Annotated in this window: 22 protein-coding genes; 9 read left to right on the top strand and 13 right to left on the bottom strand. The window is 43.1% G+C overall.

The genetic code is table 11. The annotated features are described in order from the left end of the window. The first annotated feature begins 103 nt into the window (after positions 1-103). A complete protein-coding gene (locus BLS23_RS21800; RefSeq protein WP_167356091.1) occupies positions 104-271 on the top strand; it encodes a hypothetical protein in 168 nt (55 codons plus the stop codon). A 60-nt stretch (positions 272-331) separates the two neighbouring features. On the opposite strand, the gene BLS23_RS13835 is transcribed toward BLS23_RS21800, so the two are convergent. Beyond that, positions 332-613: a metal-sensitive transcriptional regulator gene (locus BLS23_RS13835; protein WP_174787809.1), complete on the bottom strand. Its 282-nt coding sequence runs from the start codon at positions 611-613 to the stop codon at positions 332-334. Between the two features lie 110 nt (positions 614-723). On the opposite strand from BLS23_RS13835, the gene BLS23_RS13830 reads away from it, so the two are divergent. Both BLS23_RS13830 and BLS23_RS13825 read left to right on the top strand, forming a co-directional pair. Then, entirely contained in the window at positions 724-1617 is an 894-nt protein-coding gene (locus BLS23_RS13830) for a PucR family transcriptional regulator (RefSeq protein ID WP_089653224.1), read from the top strand. Positions 1618-1743: 126 nt separating this feature from the next. Then, positions 1744-2841 (top strand): ABC transporter ATP-binding protein, encoded by a 1098-nt coding sequence (locus BLS23_RS13825; protein ID WP_089653223.1) that lies wholly within the window; start codon positions 1744-1746, stop codon positions 2839-2841. 35 nt (positions 2842-2876) lie between these two features. Here BLS23_RS13825 and BLS23_RS21795 read toward each other — a convergent pair whose 3' ends face one another. The 3 genes from BLS23_RS21795 to fumC form a co-directional block, all read right to left on the bottom strand. Continuing rightward, on the bottom strand, positions 2877-3044 hold the full coding sequence (locus BLS23_RS21795; RefSeq protein ID WP_160915233.1) for a hypothetical protein: 168 nt from the start codon (positions 3042-3044) through the stop codon (positions 2877-2879). A gap of 188 nt (positions 3045-3232) precedes the next feature. Beyond that, entirely contained in the window at positions 3233-3439 is a 207-nt protein-coding gene (locus BLS23_RS13815; protein WP_089653219.1) for an alpha/beta-type small acid-soluble spore protein, read from the bottom strand. A gap of 124 nt (positions 3440-3563) precedes the next feature. Further along, positions 3564-4955, bottom strand: a complete 1392-nt coding sequence (gene fumC / locus BLS23_RS13810; RefSeq protein WP_089653217.1) for a class II fumarate hydratase — start codon at positions 4953-4955, stop codon at positions 3564-3566. Between the two features lie 844 nt (positions 4956-5799). Here fumC and BLS23_RS13800 point away from each other — a divergent pair. Then, positions 5800-6714, top strand: coding sequence for a zinc dependent phospholipase C family protein (locus BLS23_RS13800; RefSeq protein ID WP_167356090.1), 915 nt, complete (start codon positions 5800-5802; stop codon positions 6712-6714). Position 6715: 1 nt separating this feature from the next. Here BLS23_RS13800 and BLS23_RS13795 read toward each other — a convergent pair whose 3' ends face one another. Continuing rightward, complete coding sequence (locus BLS23_RS13795; protein ID WP_089653212.1) at positions 6716-8011, bottom strand: MFS transporter; 1296 nt, start codon at positions 8009-8011, stop codon at positions 6716-6718. Between the two features lie 102 nt (positions 8012-8113). Here BLS23_RS13795 and BLS23_RS13790 point away from each other — a divergent pair, with 102 nt between their 5' ends. Beyond that, positions 8114-8734 (top strand): NAD(P)-dependent oxidoreductase, encoded by a 621-nt coding sequence (locus BLS23_RS13790; protein WP_089653210.1) that lies wholly within the window; start codon positions 8114-8116, stop codon positions 8732-8734. Positions 8735-8768: 34 nt separating this feature from the next. On the opposite strand, the gene BLS23_RS13785 is transcribed toward BLS23_RS13790, so the two are convergent. From BLS23_RS13785 to wrbA, 3 genes are all read right to left on the bottom strand, one after another. Further along, positions 8769-9611 (bottom strand): M15 family metallopeptidase, encoded by an 843-nt coding sequence (locus tag BLS23_RS13785; RefSeq protein ID WP_244157215.1) that lies wholly within the window; start codon positions 9609-9611, stop codon positions 8769-8771. 238 nt (positions 9612-9849) lie between these two features. Next, a complete protein-coding gene (locus tag BLS23_RS13780; protein WP_089653208.1) occupies positions 9850-10092 on the bottom strand; it encodes an IDEAL domain-containing protein in 243 nt (80 codons plus the stop codon). Between the two features lie 370 nt (positions 10093-10462). After that, complete coding sequence (gene wrbA, locus BLS23_RS13775; protein WP_089653207.1) at positions 10463-11068, bottom strand: NAD(P)H:quinone oxidoreductase; 606 nt, start codon at positions 11066-11068, stop codon at positions 10463-10465. A 299-nt stretch (positions 11069-11367) separates the two neighbouring features. Here wrbA and BLS23_RS13770 point away from each other — a divergent pair, with 299 nt between their 5' ends. Beyond that, positions 11368-12249 (top strand): cation diffusion facilitator family transporter, encoded by an 882-nt coding sequence (locus BLS23_RS13770; RefSeq protein WP_089653205.1) that lies wholly within the window; start codon positions 11368-11370, stop codon positions 12247-12249. A gap of 45 nt (positions 12250-12294) precedes the next feature. Here BLS23_RS13770 and BLS23_RS13765 read toward each other — a convergent pair whose 3' ends face one another. The 4 genes from BLS23_RS13765 to BLS23_RS13750 form a co-directional block, all read right to left on the bottom strand. After that, on the bottom strand, positions 12295-12828 hold the full coding sequence (locus BLS23_RS13765; RefSeq protein ID WP_089653203.1) for a GNAT family N-acetyltransferase: 534 nt from the start codon (positions 12826-12828) through the stop codon (positions 12295-12297). An 85-nt stretch (positions 12829-12913) separates the two neighbouring features. Then, positions 12914-13342, bottom strand: a complete 429-nt coding sequence (locus tag BLS23_RS21790; protein ID WP_089653202.1) for a hypothetical protein — start codon at positions 13340-13342, stop codon at positions 12914-12916. A gap of 61 nt (positions 13343-13403) precedes the next feature. Then, complete coding sequence (locus tag BLS23_RS13755) at positions 13404-13697, bottom strand: AzlD domain-containing protein (RefSeq protein ID WP_089653201.1); 294 nt, start codon at positions 13695-13697, stop codon at positions 13404-13406. Next, on the bottom strand, positions 13694-14431 hold the full coding sequence (locus BLS23_RS13750; RefSeq protein ID WP_089653200.1) for an AzlC family ABC transporter permease: 738 nt from the start codon (positions 14429-14431) through the stop codon (positions 13694-13696). The genes BLS23_RS13755 and BLS23_RS13750 overlap by 4 nt, the downstream gene beginning before the upstream one ends. Positions 14432-14851: 420 nt before the next feature. On the opposite strand from BLS23_RS13750, the gene nhaC reads away from it, so the two are divergent. Beyond that, positions 14852-16258: a Na+/H+ antiporter NhaC gene (gene nhaC, locus BLS23_RS13745; protein WP_089653199.1), complete on the top strand. Its 1407-nt coding sequence runs from the start codon at positions 14852-14854 to the stop codon at positions 16256-16258. Positions 16259-16433: 175 nt separating this feature from the next. Next, entirely contained in the window at positions 16434-17267 is an 834-nt protein-coding gene (locus BLS23_RS13740; RefSeq protein WP_089653262.1) for an MBL fold metallo-hydrolase, read from the top strand. Between the two features lie 16 nt (positions 17268-17283). Here the strand turns inward: BLS23_RS13740 and BLS23_RS13735 are convergent, their stop codons facing one another. Further along, complete coding sequence (locus tag BLS23_RS13735) at positions 17284-18063, bottom strand: cobalamin-binding protein (RefSeq protein WP_089653198.1); 780 nt, start codon at positions 18061-18063, stop codon at positions 17284-17286. A 90-nt stretch (positions 18064-18153) separates the two neighbouring features. Here BLS23_RS13735 and BLS23_RS13730 point away from each other — a divergent pair, with 90 nt between their 5' ends. Further along, positions 18154-18990, top strand: coding sequence for an alpha/beta fold hydrolase (locus tag BLS23_RS13730; protein ID WP_244157213.1), 837 nt, complete (start codon positions 18154-18156; stop codon positions 18988-18990). Positions 18991-18993: the final 3 nt, after the last annotated feature.

Genomic DNA, 18993 nt, shown 5'->3' with positions numbered 1-18993 from the left:
TCCTCCCTTACTACAAGAATATGAAGGGGAAGGACAAGTTAATGCTCCGTGTTGGTTCATTGAATTTCGGAATCAGGGCAAAATGAAAGGAGGAGGTGAACATATGGATAAGCATAAAAAACATGTAGCACCTGAAGGAAAGGGTAAATTCGAGCTTGACGTCGATCGGATGATCAATGAGGGTATGGCAGGTGGCACGATTAAACCTGTCTACGGGCATGAGCAAATCGGAGAAACTCACGAAATTCCTGAGCAAAAAGAGGAAAAATGAAAAGAAAAAGCTGTCTCCTGTTTGCCTTTCATCAGATGCAACAGGTGACAGCTTTCTTCATTACCGGCTTTTAACAATCATCTGTACAGCTTCGTTAATTAATTCTTCCGCTGATTCGCCTTCCTCATGAGCATCACGAATACAGCCTTCTAAATTTTTTGCTACGATATATCCAATCGCACGGTCCATCGCAGAACGTGCGGCTGACAACTGGGTAATAACATCTTTACAATCCTTGTCTTCATCCATCATCTTGAGGACACCACGAACTTGACCTTCAATCCTTTTTAAACGGTTTTTCGTTTCAGGACCGTAAATACTTTTATCCTTCACTTGATCCAATTCCTTCTCCTCCTCTCTTCAGGTACAAAGTTTTATACCTTCAACGCTTTGCGGATTTTGTCCATTGTATTACTATAATAGTAAATATCCAACCAAAAAGGAAGAGATTCATGTCAGTTGTAGACCAACTTAAACGATTATACCCTTCAATCACGATAAATAAACTAGGGTTTGACAATCATACGGAATACAAATGGTTCCAAACCGAAAATGCAGAAATCGTAGGAATTAAAAAAGATGAACTTGATCAGCAATCTTCTGAATTGCTCTCTATATTCCTCAAACCTTTAAGCTCAGAAGAATCCACCATGACGGAAAGGGAGAAGCGATGGTCATCATTTCTTTATAAAAATGAGAAGACTCAAGATATGGTGTGGCCGGTATCCTTTCGGTTTGTTCTCTTTTCCATTGAAGATGCTGAAGCAGAGAAAGATATTGTAAAGGAAGCACTTCAATCCCTATTCCCTCAAGAAATGCCTCTCTTATGGACATCGGATCGTGAGGGGTTCATCATAGAGGAAATATCATCTAAAGATCAGGAAATCATGGAATTTGAAGGCATGACAGACGTATTAAGCAGTGATTTTTATACAGATATCCATTTATTTATTAGTGAATTCACTTCGACACAGGAGGATGCCTCAAAAATATTGAAATGGGCACAGCACGGAGCAAGAATAGCCAAAGAACATAAACTAGGTTCAATTATTACCTATATGGATATTATCCCCTATTTATATATAGACGCACTTCCAGAAGAAGAATGGGAACATATTCGTAGATCCATCTTTAAGGACATCGAAAAGGACAAGGAATTATTGCAGACCATCCGGATCTTCCTGGAATCGGGTTCTAATACATCTCTAGCTGCTAAAAAACTGTATATGCATAGAAACAGTCTCCAATACCGAGTGGACAAATTTGTGGAAAAAACGGGGCTTGATATTAAACAATTTCAGGGCGCGGTCATTACTTATCTCGCATTATTACACATGGAATACTGACAATCGACAAAGTGCACAAACATACCCTTCCAAGCTTTGTGCACTTTGTCCATTTACCGTTTTCAGAAACTTCGATACACTGTAATCAATCAAGAAAGCGATTTCAAATTACTAGGGGGATATAAAATGGCTGAAATAAAACTGAACAATATTGATAAAGTATATGATAAAAGTGTAAAAGCGGTGGATGATTTCAACTTACACATCAAGGATAAAGAGTTTATCGTATTCGTCGGTCCATCCGGTTGCGGTAAATCTACGACACTTCGTATGATTGCAGGACTTGAAGAAATTACAAACGGCGATTTCATGATTGATGAAAAACGCATGAATGACGTAGCACCAAAAGACCGAGACATCGCGATGGTTTTCCAAAACTACGCTTTGTACCCGCACATGAACGTATATGATAATATGGCGTTTGGCCTCAAACTTCGCAAAATGGATAAAAGCGAAATTGAGAAACGTGTAAATAATGCGGCGCAAATCCTTGGCCTTGAGGCTTTACTTGATCGTAAACCAAAAGCGCTGTCAGGTGGTCAAAGACAGCGTGTTGCTCTTGGTCGTGCGATTGTCCGAGATGCGAAAGTATTCTTGATGGACGAGCCACTTTCCAACCTTGATGCAAAGCTTCGTGTTCAGATGCGTGCAGAAATTCAGAAATTGCACCAACGTCTTCAAACGACGACCATCTACGTCACGCACGACCAGACAGAGGCGATGACGATGGCAACACGACTTGTTGTTATGAAAGACGGCGTCATTCAACAAGTAGGTGCACCAAAAGATGTTTATGACAAACCTGAAAATGTTTTTGTCGGCGGCTTTATCGGTTCTCCGGCGATGAACTTCCTGAATGGAAAACTTGCCGACGGCCACATCGAGCTGGGCGAGGTCAAAATCGCTGTTCCTGAAGGGAAAATGAAACCTCTTCGTGAACAAAACTATATCGGTAAAGAAGTGATTCTTGGTGTAAGACCGGAAGATATGCATGATGAGCCTGTATTTATTGATGCAAACCAGGATAAGAAGATCACTGCAGACATTGAAGTAGCAGAATTGATGGGATCTGAGTCTTACTTATATTCCAAACTGAATGATCAGGACTTTATCGCTCGTGTAGACTCTCGTTCAGATATTAATGGTGGAGATCAGATTACGTTGGCAATCGATATGAACAAAGTTCACTTCTTTGATAAAGACTCTGAATTACGTATCCGCTAATAGATGAAAAACGCAGCCTTGTGGGCTGCGTTTTTTTATGTGGCTTGAATATCATTCAAACCACAATCTTCACAAACAAATAAATGGACGCATTCCTCAGTAATGGATGAATTCAAATCACCATCAACGAGATCTGTATATTTCTGATCAAGATAAGGACTGTAATCATCCAAGAAATCCGTGACACGTCCTTGATCTCGCATTGTTCCTTCGCATTTGGGGCAGGTTCTCTCAGAGGGTGCCCACCCATTGCATACACCACATTCTTGCATCGCTCGCCACTTCTTTCAAAACGATCTAAAGAATTCAATCTTCGTGCAACGTATGAATGCTTCAAGACATCCAAAAAATAAAGAGGAAGGGCGCACCCTTCCTCCTTCGTCACAAGTATTTATTTGTATTGTTGTCCACCGAACTGTTGCTCAGCCATTTGGACAAGACGCTTAGTGATCTCACCACCTACAGAACCGTTAGCACGGGATGTAGAGTCAGCACCAAGTTGTACGCCAAATTCTTGTGCGATTTCGTATTTCATTTGGTCTAGAGCTTGTTGTACACCAGGTACAACCAACTCGTTTGAACTGTTGTTGTTAGCCATGTGTCTCACCTCCTGTCTTGTGTAATCGTAGTATGGGTCGGTCTGGTTGTTTTTATGTCAAAAAAACAGGTGGTAATTACTGGAGAAATTTATACCAGGCTAATAAACATGGCTAACAACAAAATCATTTCGCGTTTGGCTTCGTCATCGCTTTAGGATCAACATATTCTTCAAATTGATCTTCGGTAAGAATACCTAGCTCAACCGCTGTTTCTTTCAATGTCTGATCTTTTTCAAAAGCTGTTTTTGCGATTTTCGCTGCATTTTCATATCCAATATGAGGGTTTAGAGCTGTCACAAGCATTAAGGAATCACGTAAGTATTTTTCAATTTGTTCATGATTCGGCTCCAATCCGCTCACACAACGTTCATCGAAAGAAACGATGCTGTCCGCAAGAAGTTGTGCAGACTGCAAGAAATTATAAGCGATTACTGGTTTGAATACGTTCAGCTCAAAGTTCCCCTGACTAGCTGCAAAACCGATCGTAGCGTCGTTCCCCATGACCTGAGCCGCAACCATCGTTACCGCTTCGCTTTGTGTCGGGTTCACTTTACCCGGCATAATGGAACTTCCCGGTTCATTTGCTGGAATCGTTATTTCTCCAATGCCACAACGCGGGCCACTTGCAAGCCACCTTACATCATTGGCTATTTTCATCAGATCGGCAGCCAAGGCTTTCAAAGCACCATGCGTGTGAACAAGTTCGTCATGCGAGGTAAGCGCATGGAACTTATTCGGTGCGGAAATAAAGCCTTTTCCTGTCGCCTCGTTAATTTGAGCCACAACTTGTTCAGAAAAATCTTCATGAGCATTCAATCCCGTACCTACAGCTGTTCCACCAATCGCAAGCTCTTTTACATATTCCGTACTTTCTATCAGCATTTTTTCCGTTTTTTCAAGCATGCGATGCCAACCGCTGATTTCCTGACCGAGTGTCAAGGGAGTGGCATCCTGTAAGTGAGTACGGCCAATTTTAACAATATCGTTAAACGCTTCCATTTTTTCTTGTAATGTATGTTTAAATTGGATCAAGGCTGGAAGAACGACATCCTCAATCTTTCTGACAGATGCAATATGCATGGCTGTCGGATAAGTATCATTCGAACTTTGAGATTTATTTACATCATCATTCGGGTGGAGGCGCGTTTCACTTCCTTTATCTTCCAGCCATTGTGAACCGACGTAAGCGATAACTTCATTCACGTTCATATTGGATTGCGTCCCGCTTCCCGTCTGCCAGACGACAAGAGGGAAATGCTCGTCAAGTTCTCCGGCAATAATGAGATCCGCCGCATAAGCTATAGCGTCTGCTTTTTCCTCTTCAAGCAAACCAAGTGCTGCATTTGCTTTTGCCGCGCTTTTTTTAAGAATAGCAAAGCCCTCAACAACTTCTTTCGGCATTTTTTCATCACCGATGGGGAAATTTTGTTTACTTCTCTGTGTTTGAGCTCCCCAAAACTTTTCGCTCGGTACTTTGATTTCTCCTATGGTATCTTTCTCAATGCGATAATCCATGAATATCCTCCCTTTGCTCAAATCATTGCATGCCCTTTCATTGTATCAAGAATCTTTTGAACAATCACCAGAAGCCCGCTCTTTTTGACAATTTTCTTCAAGTTACAAGTCAGATTATTTACATTTTTCAGATATTTATGTATAATGAATCCATCAAGCAAAGGTACATATCTTCCATCCTTGCTTGATCTCTCAAGTGGGTAAAAAGTGGTGAAAAAGAGCCTTTTCAGAAAGGCTCTTTTTTTTGAATCCACACATCCATTAAAGCTCCCTTTAGTTGAAGACTCAGTTTCGATACTTTTGTTAAGTGGATGGGGGCTGCGGGGAATAGCTCGCTTTCCGCGGGAGCGCGGTGAGCCTCCTCGGACTGCGTCCTGTGGGGTCTCACCATGCACTTTTTTCCCGCAGGAGTCTCGCCATTCCCCTCCGCCCCTTTGCCATAAAAGGATCTCGAAACCACTTCAACAAATAGCGGAGCTTCCAATAGTAGCGTGTAGATTCTAAAGAGTGTACACTTTCCATGGAAAGCCTGCTACAGAGCGCTTTATCAATCCAGAACTGGGATGATGGAAGACACTCATCCTGGGCAAAGTGGGTTCGTTTTTCACACTTATCGAATGGGGGGGTTGGGAAGCTGCGAGACTCCCGCGGGAATGGATTGACTGGCGAGACCCCGCAGAGCTTTAGCTCGAGGAGGCTTGCCGTCATCCCCGCAGGAAAGCGAGTAGCTTCCCAACCACCCCTGACGCTCAACTTTGTAACGAACCCCGGTTATCTCGAAACTGAGTCTTACACAATCCTGCCATTTAGTGTAACAAATTCTTATAAAGAATGGAGAATGATGATGCCTAATATATGGACACATATACTGTTTGTGGATCAGTTGTGCGAGGAGCTTGATAGGAAAGACCTTTTAGAAACTTCCCCGGCCCCTTTACATATGGGAGCCCAGGGTCCGGACCCGTTCTTTTATCATAATTTCCTGCCTTTTCTACCGGATAAAAAGGTAGCAGAAATCGGAATGCTGATGCATACAGAAAAATGCGGGCCCTTTTTGATGGATATGATTGAACGAGGAAAGTCAGAGAAAAACTTAATTCAAGCCTTTATCCTGGGCTTTGTGAGCCATCATATACTTGACCGCCATACCCATCCCTACGTTCACTACCATGCAGGTTATGAAGAAAATAAACACCAGGAACTAGAGGTACTTTTAGATACAGTCATGCTTCATCGTGAGAGGAATTTGGAAACATGGAAAAACCCTGTCCATAAGAAAATAAAAATTGGAAAACAAATCCGTCCGATTTCTTCCTTTATGCATTCGATGCTCTCCCATCACTATCCAGAAATCACGACAAAACATAAAAAGAAAGTGATTCAAGAATCTTTTTTCCATATTCAAGCTGCTCAAAGGGTGTTGTATGATCCTTGGAAATGGAAAAATCAATGGTTCGGATCTCTCGTCTCTTCGTTTTCCCATCAGCCAATCGCTGAAAAAAGAGATTTTTTGAATGAGAGCCGTATGGAGTGGTATCACCCGGCAACGAATGAAAAGCGCGCCGAATCTTTTTTGGATTTATATGAACAGGCTAAAAATGAAGGTACCCTTCTTTTTCAGTATATCTTCGAGTATTGGAAAACAGGTTCCCCGGACGTATTGGCTCACATTCAAGAAATCGTCGGAAACATTTCGTATGATACGGGGGAACCTCTTGAAAAAATGCTGACCAACCAGTATTGTCATCCGATTGTGTAAACTACGAACGAATGATGGGCTCTTCATCAGAGTGGGTGTAGGCCTGCGCCTGCTCCACCCCTTTATCTACATCAAGCACGTATAAAAGAATCATGCCAACGATAAAGAAGAACAAGAGGGACAAAATCCCAAAACGGCTGGACCCTGTCAATTGTCCCACAAGTGCAAAGGCAAACGGTCCAAAAATGGCAGCGAATTTTGAAGAGATACCGTAAAAACCGAAAAACTCCGCATGACGGTCCCCCGGAACCATTCGTCCAAAAATAGAGCGGCTTAAGGCCTGAGCTCCCCCTTGTACGAAACCTACACACAAAGCCAGGATGTAAAAATGAAGGGCTGAGGTCATAAAATACCCAAGTGCTACGATGACCAGGTAGATAGATAATGAAATCATGAGCGCACGTTTAGGAGTTATTTTACCTGCCAGCCAACCAAAGAAAAATGTACACGGAATACCGACGAATTGAGTGATGAGTAAAGCCGTAATCAGTGAAGTGCTATCAATACCAATATCCCTTCCATAAATAGTGGCCATTTTTATAATCGTAGATATCCCGTCGTTATAAAGCCAAAATGCTAATAAGAAGATGAGGAGCTGCTTAAACTGTCTCAGTTCTTTCCATGTCCGACCAAGCCGTTGAAAGCCGATGGCTACATAAGAGCGTTCCCTTTTTTGCTGCCTCTTCTTTTCCTCTACAACGTTTTTTATAAGAGGGATGGAAAAAACAAACCACCAAATACCGACAGATACGAAAGCAAGCTTCGTACCCATCAAGGTACTCGGCAGCCCGAACCATTCATACTTCATAATCATCAGCAAGTTGACGGCCAAGAGAACCCCGCCACCGACATACCCTAATGTGAAACCGGCTGCAGAAACCCGGTCTATATCTGCCTCTTTGGCCACTTCAGGTAAAAAGGCATCATAAAATACATTCGCACCTGAAAAGCCAATTGTCCCCACAATCAATAGTATAGAAGCAAAGACGTAATCCCCTTCTCCTACAAAGGCAAGCAAGACGCTAGCAATCATGCCCATATAGGCAAAAAACATCAAAAATCTTTTCTTCGCTGCCGAATAATCACTGATTGCACCAAGAATGGGAGCAAGGATCGCAACGATTAAGACGGCAATGGATTGGGAATATCCCCAATAGCTTGCAGCTAAAGATTCTTGAATACCTTTAGCTGCTACATCATAATAGAATACAGGTAAAACAGCAGCCATGATGGTCGTCGCAAAAGCTGAATTGGCAAAATCATAGAGCATCCAGCTCCGAACGGGTTTCTTTTTCATGGTCATATCCCCCATCTACATTCTTTTGAGACAAGCATAGCAAAGGATTTTCACATTTTTACGTAGTCATAAGTAAACTTTACAAATCTTTGAGGTGATTTAATGAAACTTGCATTATTCGGTGGAACAGGAAGAGTAGGATCTGAAATCGTACGATTAGCTCTAGATGATGAGGTGGAAGTAAAAGCACTCGTTCGTGATGAAAAACGGGCGATGGAAATTATTCCTGGAGCGGAGTTCGTTATTGGCGATGCGAAAAATGAAGAAGACGTAAAAAAGACGATTGCCAACTGTGATGCGGTTATAAGTGCCTTGAACACAGATAAGACGGACACCCTAACAAAGAGTGTACCTTTGATAATAAAAGCGATGAAGGAAGAAGAAATCAAGCGAATCGTCACAATCGGAACGGCAGGCATCCTCAACAGCAGGTTCGAAAAAGAAAAATACCGCTACCAGAGCAATGAATCCAAACGAAAAAAGACATTTGCAGCTGAAGAACACGTTAAAGTATATGAAGCTCTACAGGAAAGTAAGCTGGATTGGACTATCATCTGTCCGACTTACCTGCCTGATGGAGAAAGATACGGCAATATCCGATCCGAACGTGATTTGCTCCCGGAAGACGGCAAAAAGATTACCGTGGCAGACACGGCATTATTCGCCTATCAGGAATTACACAATAATGCATTTTTATATCACCGCGTTGGAATCTGTTATTAAAAAAGCCATTTCTCTCTTGAGAAATGGCTTTCTATCATTCATCCGAAGGGTAAAGGCCAAAAAACTCCTCTAACGTTACGGCCTGTTCATGAACATCTGTAGAGATGTCTTTCCCTACATACCTCAAATGCCAAGGTTCATACATGTAACCGGTGATCTCTTTGGCACCCTCTCTATAACGGATAATAAACCCGTGTTCATGAGCATGGTCGGCCAGCCATTCTCCCTCGTTGGTTTCACCAAAGGACTGCTCCAGTTTGAATGCCACCTGAGCAGAGGTGACATCCATGGCAAGTCCTGTCTGGTGTTCACTCGTACCAGGTTGTGCTGAGAATGTATCTGTTTCTTCTTTGCCATAAACTTCTACATTTCTTTCGTAAATCCTTTTTTGACGATCATAGGAACGATAGCCGGAAGCGGCTACTAAGTCAATTCCATCCTGTTCAGCAGCGTCAAAAAGCTTTTCTAAAGCACGCGCTGCTTCTTTTCTCAACTGTTTTTTCGGGTGGTCTTCTGTGAAATAAAAAGGCACATTCGGGACAGTCAAATCTTCGGGAGTATAATCCTCCGGCAGTTTCCTTCTCTTGTTGACAACCACCTGCAAACTCTCAGGTTCACCTACTTCGACCGTTCCATCATCCAAGACTTTATCTTTTTCTGTTTTCTCAGACGCTGTATCTTTTTCTTCGTCAGCAGGTGTCTGCTCTGTTTCTTCAGGTGAAGAGGATTGTCCTTCCTTATCTGCATCGTTTTGTTCCGATTCTTTTTGGGAAGAAGCAGGAACATCTTCTTCCGACTCTTGTTCGTTCCCAGATGAGGCGAGAGAACAAGCGGTCAAGCTGATACATAACATTGTTAGAATCCATACTTTTTTCAATTGTATTACCTTCCTAGTCTATGATGTTACCCTTACTATAACATTCACAGGAAGATGTTGTATATCTGATCCCTTTCATAAAGCTGTTTTCCTAAAACTCCGCTCATTTACTCTTTGATTTGTTGCAAAAAGTTCCTTGACGAGTTCTATTTAGTCATAGGAAAGAATTCCAATGTTCCTCTTTCATTCATGACCTAAAACTTCACAAAAAAACCGCTGCATCAGCAACGGTTCTATCTTATTCCCATGTAAAGGGTTGATATTGAAAACTTAAACGTTCAAATTCATCGCGGTCATCGTTATCAATGGCCTGGTTAATTTCCTTATCCAGACGTTCTTTATTAAACTGATAACTTAGTTGATCTAAAAGCAGACGTGAGGCTAACTGTATTCCAAAGGACAACTCTCTCTTTGCCGTAATCTCTTTCCCTTTGTACTCGGGGTGGCGACGGATAACATAATCAATCTTTTGCTTTCTCATGAGACTACCCCCTTCATGCTTTTTTTCATTATGCAGGATTTAATAGAATTTCGCAACAAGTTTTCTGAATATTTAGTATTATGATTCCCAAATTTGAAAAATTTAAACCTTTCAAACCTATTGCTAGAGGGATTCATCATGATTTACTGTCACAAAATAGTTACTAAATCCCTAAGAGAATTCTATGAACATCTCTATTTCTCGAAAAAAATAGGATTCGCTCACCTCTCCTTGTCACATTTAGAAGAAAGAAAAGCGATGATCAACCTTTTTCCATAAAACTCACAAATGGGCCCTCATTCCCCAAACTTCCTTTATAAAGTAAAAAAAGAGTATGAAACTCAAAAAGCTTCATACTCTTCCCTCTATATTAATTGATGAATTTACTTGCTACATCTATTGTACGTTTCACTTGGTGACGTACGCCGCCTTCAACTTCTTCTTTCATATTTCCTTCTCCATCTACGCTCACACTCGTACCGTAAGGGTTGCCTCCTGAAGCAAATACCGCATCATCTGTGTACCCTGGCGCTGCAATGATGGCGCCCCAGTGGAACATCGTAGTGTAAAAGTTCAACAGCGTTGCTTCTTGGCCACCGTGCACGTTTTGAGCAGATGTCATCGCACTGACAACCTTGTTCACAAGTTTTCCTTGGAACCATAGTCCGCCCGCCTGATCCATAAATTGTTTCACTTGCCCAGGAACGTTACCAAAGCGGGTAGGCACACTGAAAATCACAGCGTCCGCCCAATCAAGGTCGTCGATTTTCGCTTCTGGTACAACGTCTTTTGTAGCTAAGTAATGCTCTTTCCATGCAGGATTCTGTTCAATTGCTTCCATAGGAGCTAACTCAGGGACGCGTACCAGTTTCACATCTGCCCCTTCTTGTTTAGCTGCATCTTCCGCCCATTGCGCCATTTGGTAGTTCGTACCTGTAGAACTGTAATAAATGATCGCTAATTTTACGTTTGCCACTAAAATCTCTCCTTTTACATACTATTGGAATCCAAGAATGCCTGTTTATTGTTTCCTAAGATACGATCAGGATTCACAAATAGTATATACCCGCACAAATTAAAATTCAAACTCGAGACTCTTAGTTTCGAGATATTTTATAAAACCTTTACAAATTCTATATAATAGTTCAAATAGAGCCTGTTTTGCGCGAAGGCAATTAACATGAACATGGAAAGCTTTTTTTCTCTAGACCCACTGAACTTCTATTTGATAAGCTATATCAAGCCTTTAATTGACCGATCTGGAGGTAAAAGTCCATGAATGAATATGCAAAATTAAAAAAAGGGGAACGAGGGGCCTGGGTTAGTATTATTGCATACCTTGTTCTTGCTACTACAAAATTAATCATTGCCTCCGCAGGAAACTCTGAAGCGCTCCGTGCGGATGGGTTAAACAATACGACCGATGTCATTGCATCCGTGGCTGTCTTGATCGGGCTTAAGATTTCAAGGAAACCACCGGATGAAGATCATCACTATGGACATTTCCGCGCTGAGACGATCGCTTCTCTCATTGCGGCCTTCATTATGATGACTGTCGGCATTGAAGTGATTATCGGTACGGTTCAGGATATTATCCAGCAAAAAGCAAGTGAACCTTCCATGCTTACGGCTTGGACGGCTTTAGCAGCTGCCTTAATCATGTATGGTGTGTATCGCTACAATTTAAATTTATCAAAAAAAGTGGATAGTAATGCCTTATATGCCGCTGCTCAAGATAATCGATCAGATGCTTTAGTAAGTGTCGGTGCAAGCATCGGTATCTTCGGTTCTCAGTTCGGGGTGTTCTGGTTGGATCCTCTTGCTGGTTTGATTGTTGGCCTCATCATTTGTAAAACGGCTTGGGATATTTTTGTCGATGCCACCCACAGCCTTACGGATGGTTATGATGAAGAAGGAATTGAACACATCCGTGAGAGCATATCCGATCATCCTGACGTTTGGGCTGTGAAAGATGTCAAGGCACGGATGCAGGGAAATAAGACGCTTGTCGAAGCCACCATTCACGTCAATCCTGATATTACTGTGCAAGAAGGGCATACCATTACCGATGAAGTGGAAGAGCGATTAGAAAAAGAAAAAAACATCGGTTACGCCCATATCCATATCGAACCCTACGAAGAAAAAGAAGAGACGTAAAAAGCCTGCCATGACGGCAGGCTTTTTTGACGAATATGGTCTGGTTTATGCTAGACGATCAGTTAAGCTCTTTAACTCACTCCAACCATAAGCCGTCTCTTCATAAGTTCCTTGTCCGATCGTGACCCTCTCAGCCTCAACTGGGTCTGCTCCATATTTTATGTAAAAATGGCTGGAAGGATTATTGGTCAGCACCCATACAAGAAGGGATTGGTACCCCGCTTCAAGCATCCCATTTGAGAATACCCGGAGCATTTCTTTCCCATACCCTTTTCCCTGATACTCATCCAGCAAGTATATGGCATAAATTTCTCCGTCAAATCCATAATTCTTTGTCCGCTCTTTTCCACCAGAAACAAAGCCGACAACTTCACCATGATCATTTTCAATAACATAGGCAATCTGACCATTCACAGGAGTTCTAAGCACCGTTTCCCAAAGCGCAATACGGTGCTCAACCGTCGTATTGCTTAAATCCCTTTCATCAATCAAATCTTTATATGTTGATTTCCAACTCTTCACATGAATTTCCGCAATCGTTTCAGCATCCTCAAAGCGGGCAGCTCTAACTTCAGGCATATGGAGATCGTCCCTTCTTCCTCTAATTAATTCTTATTGTAACAAAAAGATGATGCCAAGAGTGACATCACCTTTTATTTGAGGTTTATCTACATTGGAAACTAGAAATTTGTCGTGTATCAAAGCCTGTATAAACCCACTGACGACGGCGACGCTGCCAACGGTAACCAGCTACAGAAGTGCGGCCAATGAATGTCGGATAAAACCAGAACGAGCGGCCGTTAACAAGCGTGATCCATGTGTATCGATAGAGGCAGCCATATAATGACCCTGGATCAACAGCAAATAGAGAAGCCCCTTGTGAACTAGGCGGCTGATCCGGTGGTGGAGGAAGCTGGATTCCAGGACCGCCTGGCCCACCAGGTCCTCCACCAAATGGTGGCTGCCCTTGCCCGCCTCCAAAAGGTGGTCCACCTGGTGGAGGTCCAGGAGGTGGTTGGCCCGGGCCGAATTGGCCTCCCTGATTAGGAAATCCGAAAATCTGCCCGAAAGGAAACCCAAATTGTCGGTGCATAACGATCAATTCCTTTCTCGGAAGTATCCCTATAAGATATGCACCTTCTGGGCAGTTGTGATTATAATGTCATCAAGAATACAGAGGCAATAGCCCCAAATACAACGAAGATAATATGGACATTCAACCATGCAAGGAAAATTCCTACCAAACCAGCGATGACACCGATTTGGGGTGCATCGGGCTTTACTGACATGATTCCTGGAAAAATCAACGCTCCGAGTGCAGCATATGGAATGGCATTGAGCCACCGGTCTACCCATTTCGGGAAAGTGACAAAACCTACGATCAACGCCGGTAAAAACCTCGGAACAGCTGTAACGACTGCCATACCGATAACCATCCAAATGATCATTCTGTCACCTCCTCATCTTCAAGAAGCCAAATTCCGCTGAAGCCTGCAAGTACGGTACCCATAACGATGGCCCAGCCTTGACTCATTCCCCAATACTGACAAATAAAATTGATCAACATTGCGAGTACAGCGATGCCAGCGATTTTGAAATCCTTTTTCACGGAAGGGATCAAAAGTCCAATGAACATGGCGTATAAGGCAACGCCCATACTGTCACTTAACCTCGCTGGCATGACATCACCTAAAACACCACCAAGATAGGATCCTCCCACCCACGATAAATAAGCGGTCAAGATTAAAGAAGCATAAAATAAGCTGCCATATTTCTCTTTTGCTTCGTCCTTATACAGAGCCGACATCGTGAAAGTTTCATCCGTCAAACCAAAGGTAAGAGGAAGTTTTGCTCTTAGGGCCACCCCTTTCAAACGGTTGACGAAAGATAGACTCATGACGAAATGCCTGAAATTCAGAACAAATGTTGCAATAATAATTTCAATCATTCCTGTCCCCGTCGCTACCATCCCTACTGCTAGAAATTGAGCAGCGCCAGCGAACACAAGCACGCTCATTAATGTTAGCTCAAGATTCGTCATTCCTGTCCGACTCGCTAAGACACCATAAGTTAAAGCGATTGGTAAATAGCCCAGCATGATCGGAAAACCCGCAATCATCCCTCTTTTGATCATATGTAAGCGAGTAGAAGAAGCCGTTGTGTGAATGGCTTGTGTTTCCATCCTTCCTCCCCCTGTCCATCCAAATTTCCACTATTATACACAACAGAAGAAACAATTTGAAGCATCGTCTTGTAAAAAAATTCGTTGACATCCTATAAAAAATATTCTATGATGAACTCACATCACTTCACTGCTTAAAAGCGTTTAAGTAAAAAAGAATAGATCGTATCATGAGTTCCGAAGTAGATGGTTCGAGAGCAGCAGACAGAGACCAAGTGGTTGGTGTGAACTTGGGCATCCTCCCATCGAATTACAGAATTCCAGACCAAGTGATACACCAACAGAGTGGGTAAAGAAATTTACCAACAAGGGTGGTACCGCGGAGTGAAAGCTTCGTCCCTGTTTTTCAGGGGCGGGGCTTTTATTTTTATAAACACGGCCTTGGGAGTAAAGAATAATAAAACTTGAGGGGGAATTCATATGCTTCACCTGCAGCCAAAAAAGCTACCAGGCATCATTGAATCGACATTACTATTACTCGTAACCATTGGAATCATCAGCTATTTTATAATTGACGTTCAAACCGTTCCACACATCCCGATTCTGATCGGAATCCTCATTATGATCGCCTATGGGTCTTTGAAAAAAATGAGCTTCAAAGATCTGCAGTACGGGATGACTCAAGGAGCACAGACAGGAATGGGAGCTGTCCTTCTATTTTTTGTCATTGGGGTCCTAATTGCGAGCTGGATGGCCAGCGGAACCATTCCTGTCTTAATGAATGCAGGCTTTCTTCTAGCTGGAGGCCCATGGTTTTTAGCGATTGTTTTTGCTGTAACAGCCATCGTCGGTGTTGCCTTAGGCAGCTCATTCACAACAGCAGCGACGGTTGGGGTAGCGCTCATCGGGGTTGCTCAATCGATGGATATATCCTTAGCCATGACTGCAGGGGCCATCGTATCCGGAGCATTCTTTGGTGACAAAATGTCCCCCCTATCCGATACGACCAACCTGGCTTCAACGGTTGTTAAAGTCGATTTGTTTGATCACATAAAAAACATGGCATGGACAACGATTCCTGCTTTTGTGATTACCTTTATCCTGTTCATGATTCTTTCTCCAGACGGAAGACCGGATGTGGAGCAATTGAACACGTTCCAAGCCGGTCTTAGGGAAACAGGCTTGATGCACTGGAGCTCCTGGATTCCATTAGCTTTACTTGTAATCATGACTGTGACCAAACGCCCGGCTTTCCTATCTCTTGCCATCAGCAGTATTGTCGCCACATTGATCGCCGGTTTACGCGGTGTCATGGAATGGGGCGCCCTTTTCGGGACATGGTTTGACGGCTTCCAAGGAAATTCCGGGAATGATATCGTCAACGACCTGTTGACCCGCGGTGGAATGAACGGCATGCTCTTCACCGTATCCCTAGTTATTCTCGCCCTTGCTCTTGGAGGACTGTTCTTTGTTACTGGGATCATTCCTTCTATTTTGACCCGCGTACAGGAATCACTAAAATCAGCTCGCTCCGCTACGCTGTCTACCGCGTTTACAGCGATTGGAATCAACATTGCCATCGGGGAACAATATTTGTCCATCTTGCTCACGGGAGAAGCTTACCAGGACATTTATGAAAAAGCGGGACTTGCAAGGAAGAACTTGTCCAGAACACTTGAAGACGCCGGAACCGTTATCAATCCACTTGTCCCTTGGAGTGTTTGTGGTGTCTTCTTATCCGGTGTGCTCGGTGTACCCGTTCTCGAGTACCTGCCCTTTGCTTTCTTCTGCCTATTGAGCCCATTGCTCACGATTCTATTTGGATTGACAGGGAAAACACTCACCCCAAAGCAAGCAAAGATTCAACCACTCGATAAAGCGAATTAACAGATGAAGAACCGTCTCTTTATTTAAGAGGCGGTCTTTTTTTGTTCCCTTCTCAAATAATGACTGGCACTATCATGACATTACGGCTCACTCCTGAACAAACAATAGGACGGTGAATAATTCCCCTTCTCTGACTTACACTAAATAAAAACAATGGGAGATCGAGGTGATGGGCATGGACCAAATGGAACATGAGGATCAGTCGAACGAAGAATATCATATGGGGCATGCAGAAGCTGAACAGGTGTTGGATGATATCGCCTTTTACCGCACGTTAATTGTCAATGTTGTCTTTATTGGTAAGGAAGGAGCCGATGACTGGGTGCTCATTGATTGTGGAATCGGCCATTATAGTAAACGGATCATGGAAGCCGCGGAGAAGAGATACGGGCGTGCAAAGCCGAAAGCCATTATTCTGACACATGGTCATTTCGATCATGTCGGTTCAGCAAAGCAATTGGCAGATGAATGGAAAGTCCCTATATATATTCATCCGATGGAGATGGATTATGTTACAGGGAAACGAGATTATCCTGTTGGTGATGCAACCGTCGGGGGTGGGTTATTTTCGCTTTTATCGCCTTTCTTCCCTACTCACCAGGCCGATTTGAGTAAATACATCCATCCGCTTCCAAACGATGGGACCATCCCTTTTCTTGAAGATTGGCGCTTCATTCACACCCCCGGACATACACCGGGGCATATCGCTCTATTTCGTGATAAGGACAAAACTCTCATTGCCGGAGATGCATTCATTACAGTGAAGCAGGAGTCAAGTATGGCTGTGTTTATTCAACACCAGCACGTGCATGGCCCCCCGGCATACTTTACTCATAACTGGGAGGAAGCAGAAAAGTCCGTTAAAGAACTAGCCTCTCTTCAGCCGGTGGTAGCCGTCACAGGCCACGGTCTGCCGATGGAAGGAGAAATTCTTTCCAAACAATTGAACGAACTCGCCACGAATTTTAAAGAATTGGCTGTCCCGAAACATAAAGGGAAGCTTCACTAAACAGCAAGTGATATCCTCACTTGCTGTTTTTGTGTTTGACAATAGCAGATATTTTTCTAAGACCTTCCAGTAAACGCGGACTTGGTCGGCAAAAAAGTGATTCTTCCAGGACATGAATATGATTGTGCTTCACAGCTTTGAGTTCAGACCACCCCGGTCTCTTCTTAATAAGATCAGGATTCATTTTTTCTTCCTTCACCCCTACCCACACCATACATATATGATCAGGATCGCGTTTTTTCACTTCCTCCCAATCCGTTTGAAAGCTGGCGACCTCTTGGTCACGGAAGAGGTTAACCCCACCAGAAAGTTCGCTGATTTCATTCAGCCAGTTCAACTTCCCTGGTGTAAATACCGGTTTCGGCCACCATTCCCAGTACAAAGAAGGCTTTTTCTCCATCTGCTTGGAACGATGTTTGAATTCATCGATTTCTCTCAGAAAATCATCCGCATGCTGGTGGCTTTTCTCTTCCACTCCAATCGCCTTTCCTACACGACGAATATCTTCAGAAATCTCATATAACGTGTTCGGATTCAATATGATATAGGGCAGGTCGTATTCGTCCAACCCTTCAATGTTCTTTTCCATTCCAGGAACAGATAAAGATGCTAAAACAAGGTCCGGCTTCAAGGAAGCGACCCTTTCGATATCAATGGATAAGTCAGGACCAAGCTTCGGAAGATGTTCCACTTCTTCAGGATAATCAGAATAATTATCGACACCAACCAACAGGTGGGTCTGCCCAAGATTAGCGACAATTTCAGTATTGCTAGGACAAATCGACACAATTCTCATTTTTCAACCCCTTTTTCAGAATCGTCTGATGTTTCATTTTCTTCCATTATAGCTTATATTGAATGTATGGAAAAACGAAGAAAGAAAGGGATGAACCCATTGACGACGACACTCCTCGATACATCCAAAGGAATAGTAGAGTTTACATATAAAGGGTCCGGCCCTCCTGTTTTGTTATTGAAAGGTGGACACTCCACTAGAGATACAGATTTATCTCACAGCAGCCTGATTTATGAAGGATTTTCATTACTCACGATTTCTCGCCCCGGCTACGATTACACCGAGCTTTCCACAGGTCGCACTCCTGAGGATTTTGCTGATACAATCGTCGAAGTACTCGACCATCTCCAACTTGAAAAAGTGAATGTCATCTCAATCTCGGCGGCTGGACCTACAGGGATCGCTCTAGCTGTTCATCACCCAGACCGTGTGGCCCGTTTGCTGCTTGAAGCGGCACTCCTCACTTCATGGGAAGGTGATGTAAAAAAAAGAGCCGCGCTTCTTTTCGGACCAGCAGAGAAATTCGTTTGGAGTAGTCTCCGAACCATGCTTAAATTCTTCCCTGATTTGGTGTTGAAACAATTGCTTGCTGATTTAACAACAGAGAATGTTGAAGATTACTTGGACAACCTTACCCCTAACGACCGCCGTTTCATTGTGGATATGCTGGCGACTTCCCAATCCGGAAAAGGGTTTATCACAGATCTTGATCACGAAACCCCGGATATAAACGGCCTCCAGGTGCCTGTTCTTGGCATGTATTCACAGAAAGATCGCAGTGTACCTTACACAAACGCTCTATTGTTGAAGTCTTCCGTACCTGATTGCGAAATTTTTGAAGTCGACTCTGATAGTCATTTGATTTGGATAGGTAAAGATGCTCACACCGTTTGGAAGAAACGCCTGGAGTTTTTAACTAATACTTAAACA

Source organism: Halobacillus aidingensis (genome assembly GCF_900104185.1).
Taxonomy (GTDB): Bacteria; Bacillota; Bacilli; order Bacillales; family Halobacillaceae; genus Halobacillus; species Halobacillus aidingensis.
Note: the sequence above shows the minus strand (reverse complement) of the source record. Positions and strands in the feature narration are given on the sequence as shown.

What these genes read in the sequence shown, in the direction of transcription:
- BLS23_RS21790 (WP_089653202.1), bottom strand. Translation starts at nt 13,342, where the DNA reads ATGCACCGACAATTTGGGTTTCCTTTCGGGCAGATTTTCGGATTTCCT.
- BLS23_RS13815 (WP_089653219.1), bottom strand. Translation starts at nt 3,439, where the DNA reads ATGGCTAACAACAACAGTTCAAACGAGTTGGTTGTACCTGGTGTACAA.
- BLS23_RS13800 (WP_167356090.1), top strand. Translation starts at nt 5,800, where the DNA reads ATGCCTAATATATGGACACATATACTGTTTGTGGATCAGTTGTGCGAG.
- BLS23_RS13780 (WP_089653208.1), bottom strand. Translation starts at nt 10,092, where the DNA reads ATGAGAAAGCAAAAGATTGATTATGTTATCCGTCGCCACCCCGAGTAC.
- BLS23_RS13730 (WP_244157213.1), top strand. Translation starts at nt 18,154, where the DNA reads ATGAACCCATTGACGACGACACTCCTCGATACATCCAAAGGAATAGTA.
- BLS23_RS13735 (WP_089653198.1), bottom strand. Translation starts at nt 18,063, where the DNA reads ATGAGAATTGTGTCGATTTGTCCTAGCAATACTGAAATTGTCGCTAAT.
- BLS23_RS13795 (WP_089653212.1), bottom strand. Translation starts at nt 8,011, where the DNA reads ATGAAAAAGAAACCCGTTCGGAGCTGGATGCTCTATGATTTTGCCAAT.
- fumC (WP_089653217.1), bottom strand. Translation starts at nt 4,955, where the DNA reads ATGGATTATCGCATTGAGAAAGATACCATAGGAGAAATCAAAGTACCG.
- BLS23_RS13750 (WP_089653200.1), bottom strand. Translation starts at nt 14,431, where the DNA reads ATGGAAACACAAGCCATTCACACAACGGCTTCTTCTACTCGCTTACAT.
- BLS23_RS21795 (WP_160915233.1), bottom strand. Translation starts at nt 3,044, where the DNA reads ATGCGAGATCAAGGACGTGTCACGGATTTCTTGGATGATTACAGTCCT.
- BLS23_RS13825 (WP_089653223.1), top strand. Translation starts at nt 1,744, where the DNA reads ATGGCTGAAATAAAACTGAACAATATTGATAAAGTATATGATAAAAGT.
- BLS23_RS13765 (WP_089653203.1), bottom strand. Translation starts at nt 12,828, where the DNA reads ATGCCTGAAGTTAGAGCTGCCCGCTTTGAGGATGCTGAAACGATTGCG.
- BLS23_RS21800 (WP_167356091.1), top strand. Translation starts at nt 104, where the DNA reads ATGGATAAGCATAAAAAACATGTAGCACCTGAAGGAAAGGGTAAATTC.
- BLS23_RS13830 (WP_089653224.1), top strand. Translation starts at nt 724, where the DNA reads ATGTCAGTTGTAGACCAACTTAAACGATTATACCCTTCAATCACGATA.
- nhaC (WP_089653199.1), top strand. Translation starts at nt 14,852, where the DNA reads ATGCTTCACCTGCAGCCAAAAAAGCTACCAGGCATCATTGAATCGACA.
- BLS23_RS13755 (WP_089653201.1), bottom strand. Translation starts at nt 13,697, where the DNA reads ATGATCATTTGGATGGTTATCGGTATGGCAGTCGTTACAGCTGTTCCG.
- BLS23_RS13770 (WP_089653205.1), top strand. Translation starts at nt 11,368, where the DNA reads ATGAATGAATATGCAAAATTAAAAAAAGGGGAACGAGGGGCCTGGGTT.
- BLS23_RS13740 (WP_089653262.1), top strand. Translation starts at nt 16,434, where the DNA reads ATGGACCAAATGGAACATGAGGATCAGTCGAACGAAGAATATCATATG.
- BLS23_RS13790 (WP_089653210.1), top strand. Translation starts at nt 8,114, where the DNA reads ATGAAACTTGCATTATTCGGTGGAACAGGAAGAGTAGGATCTGAAATC.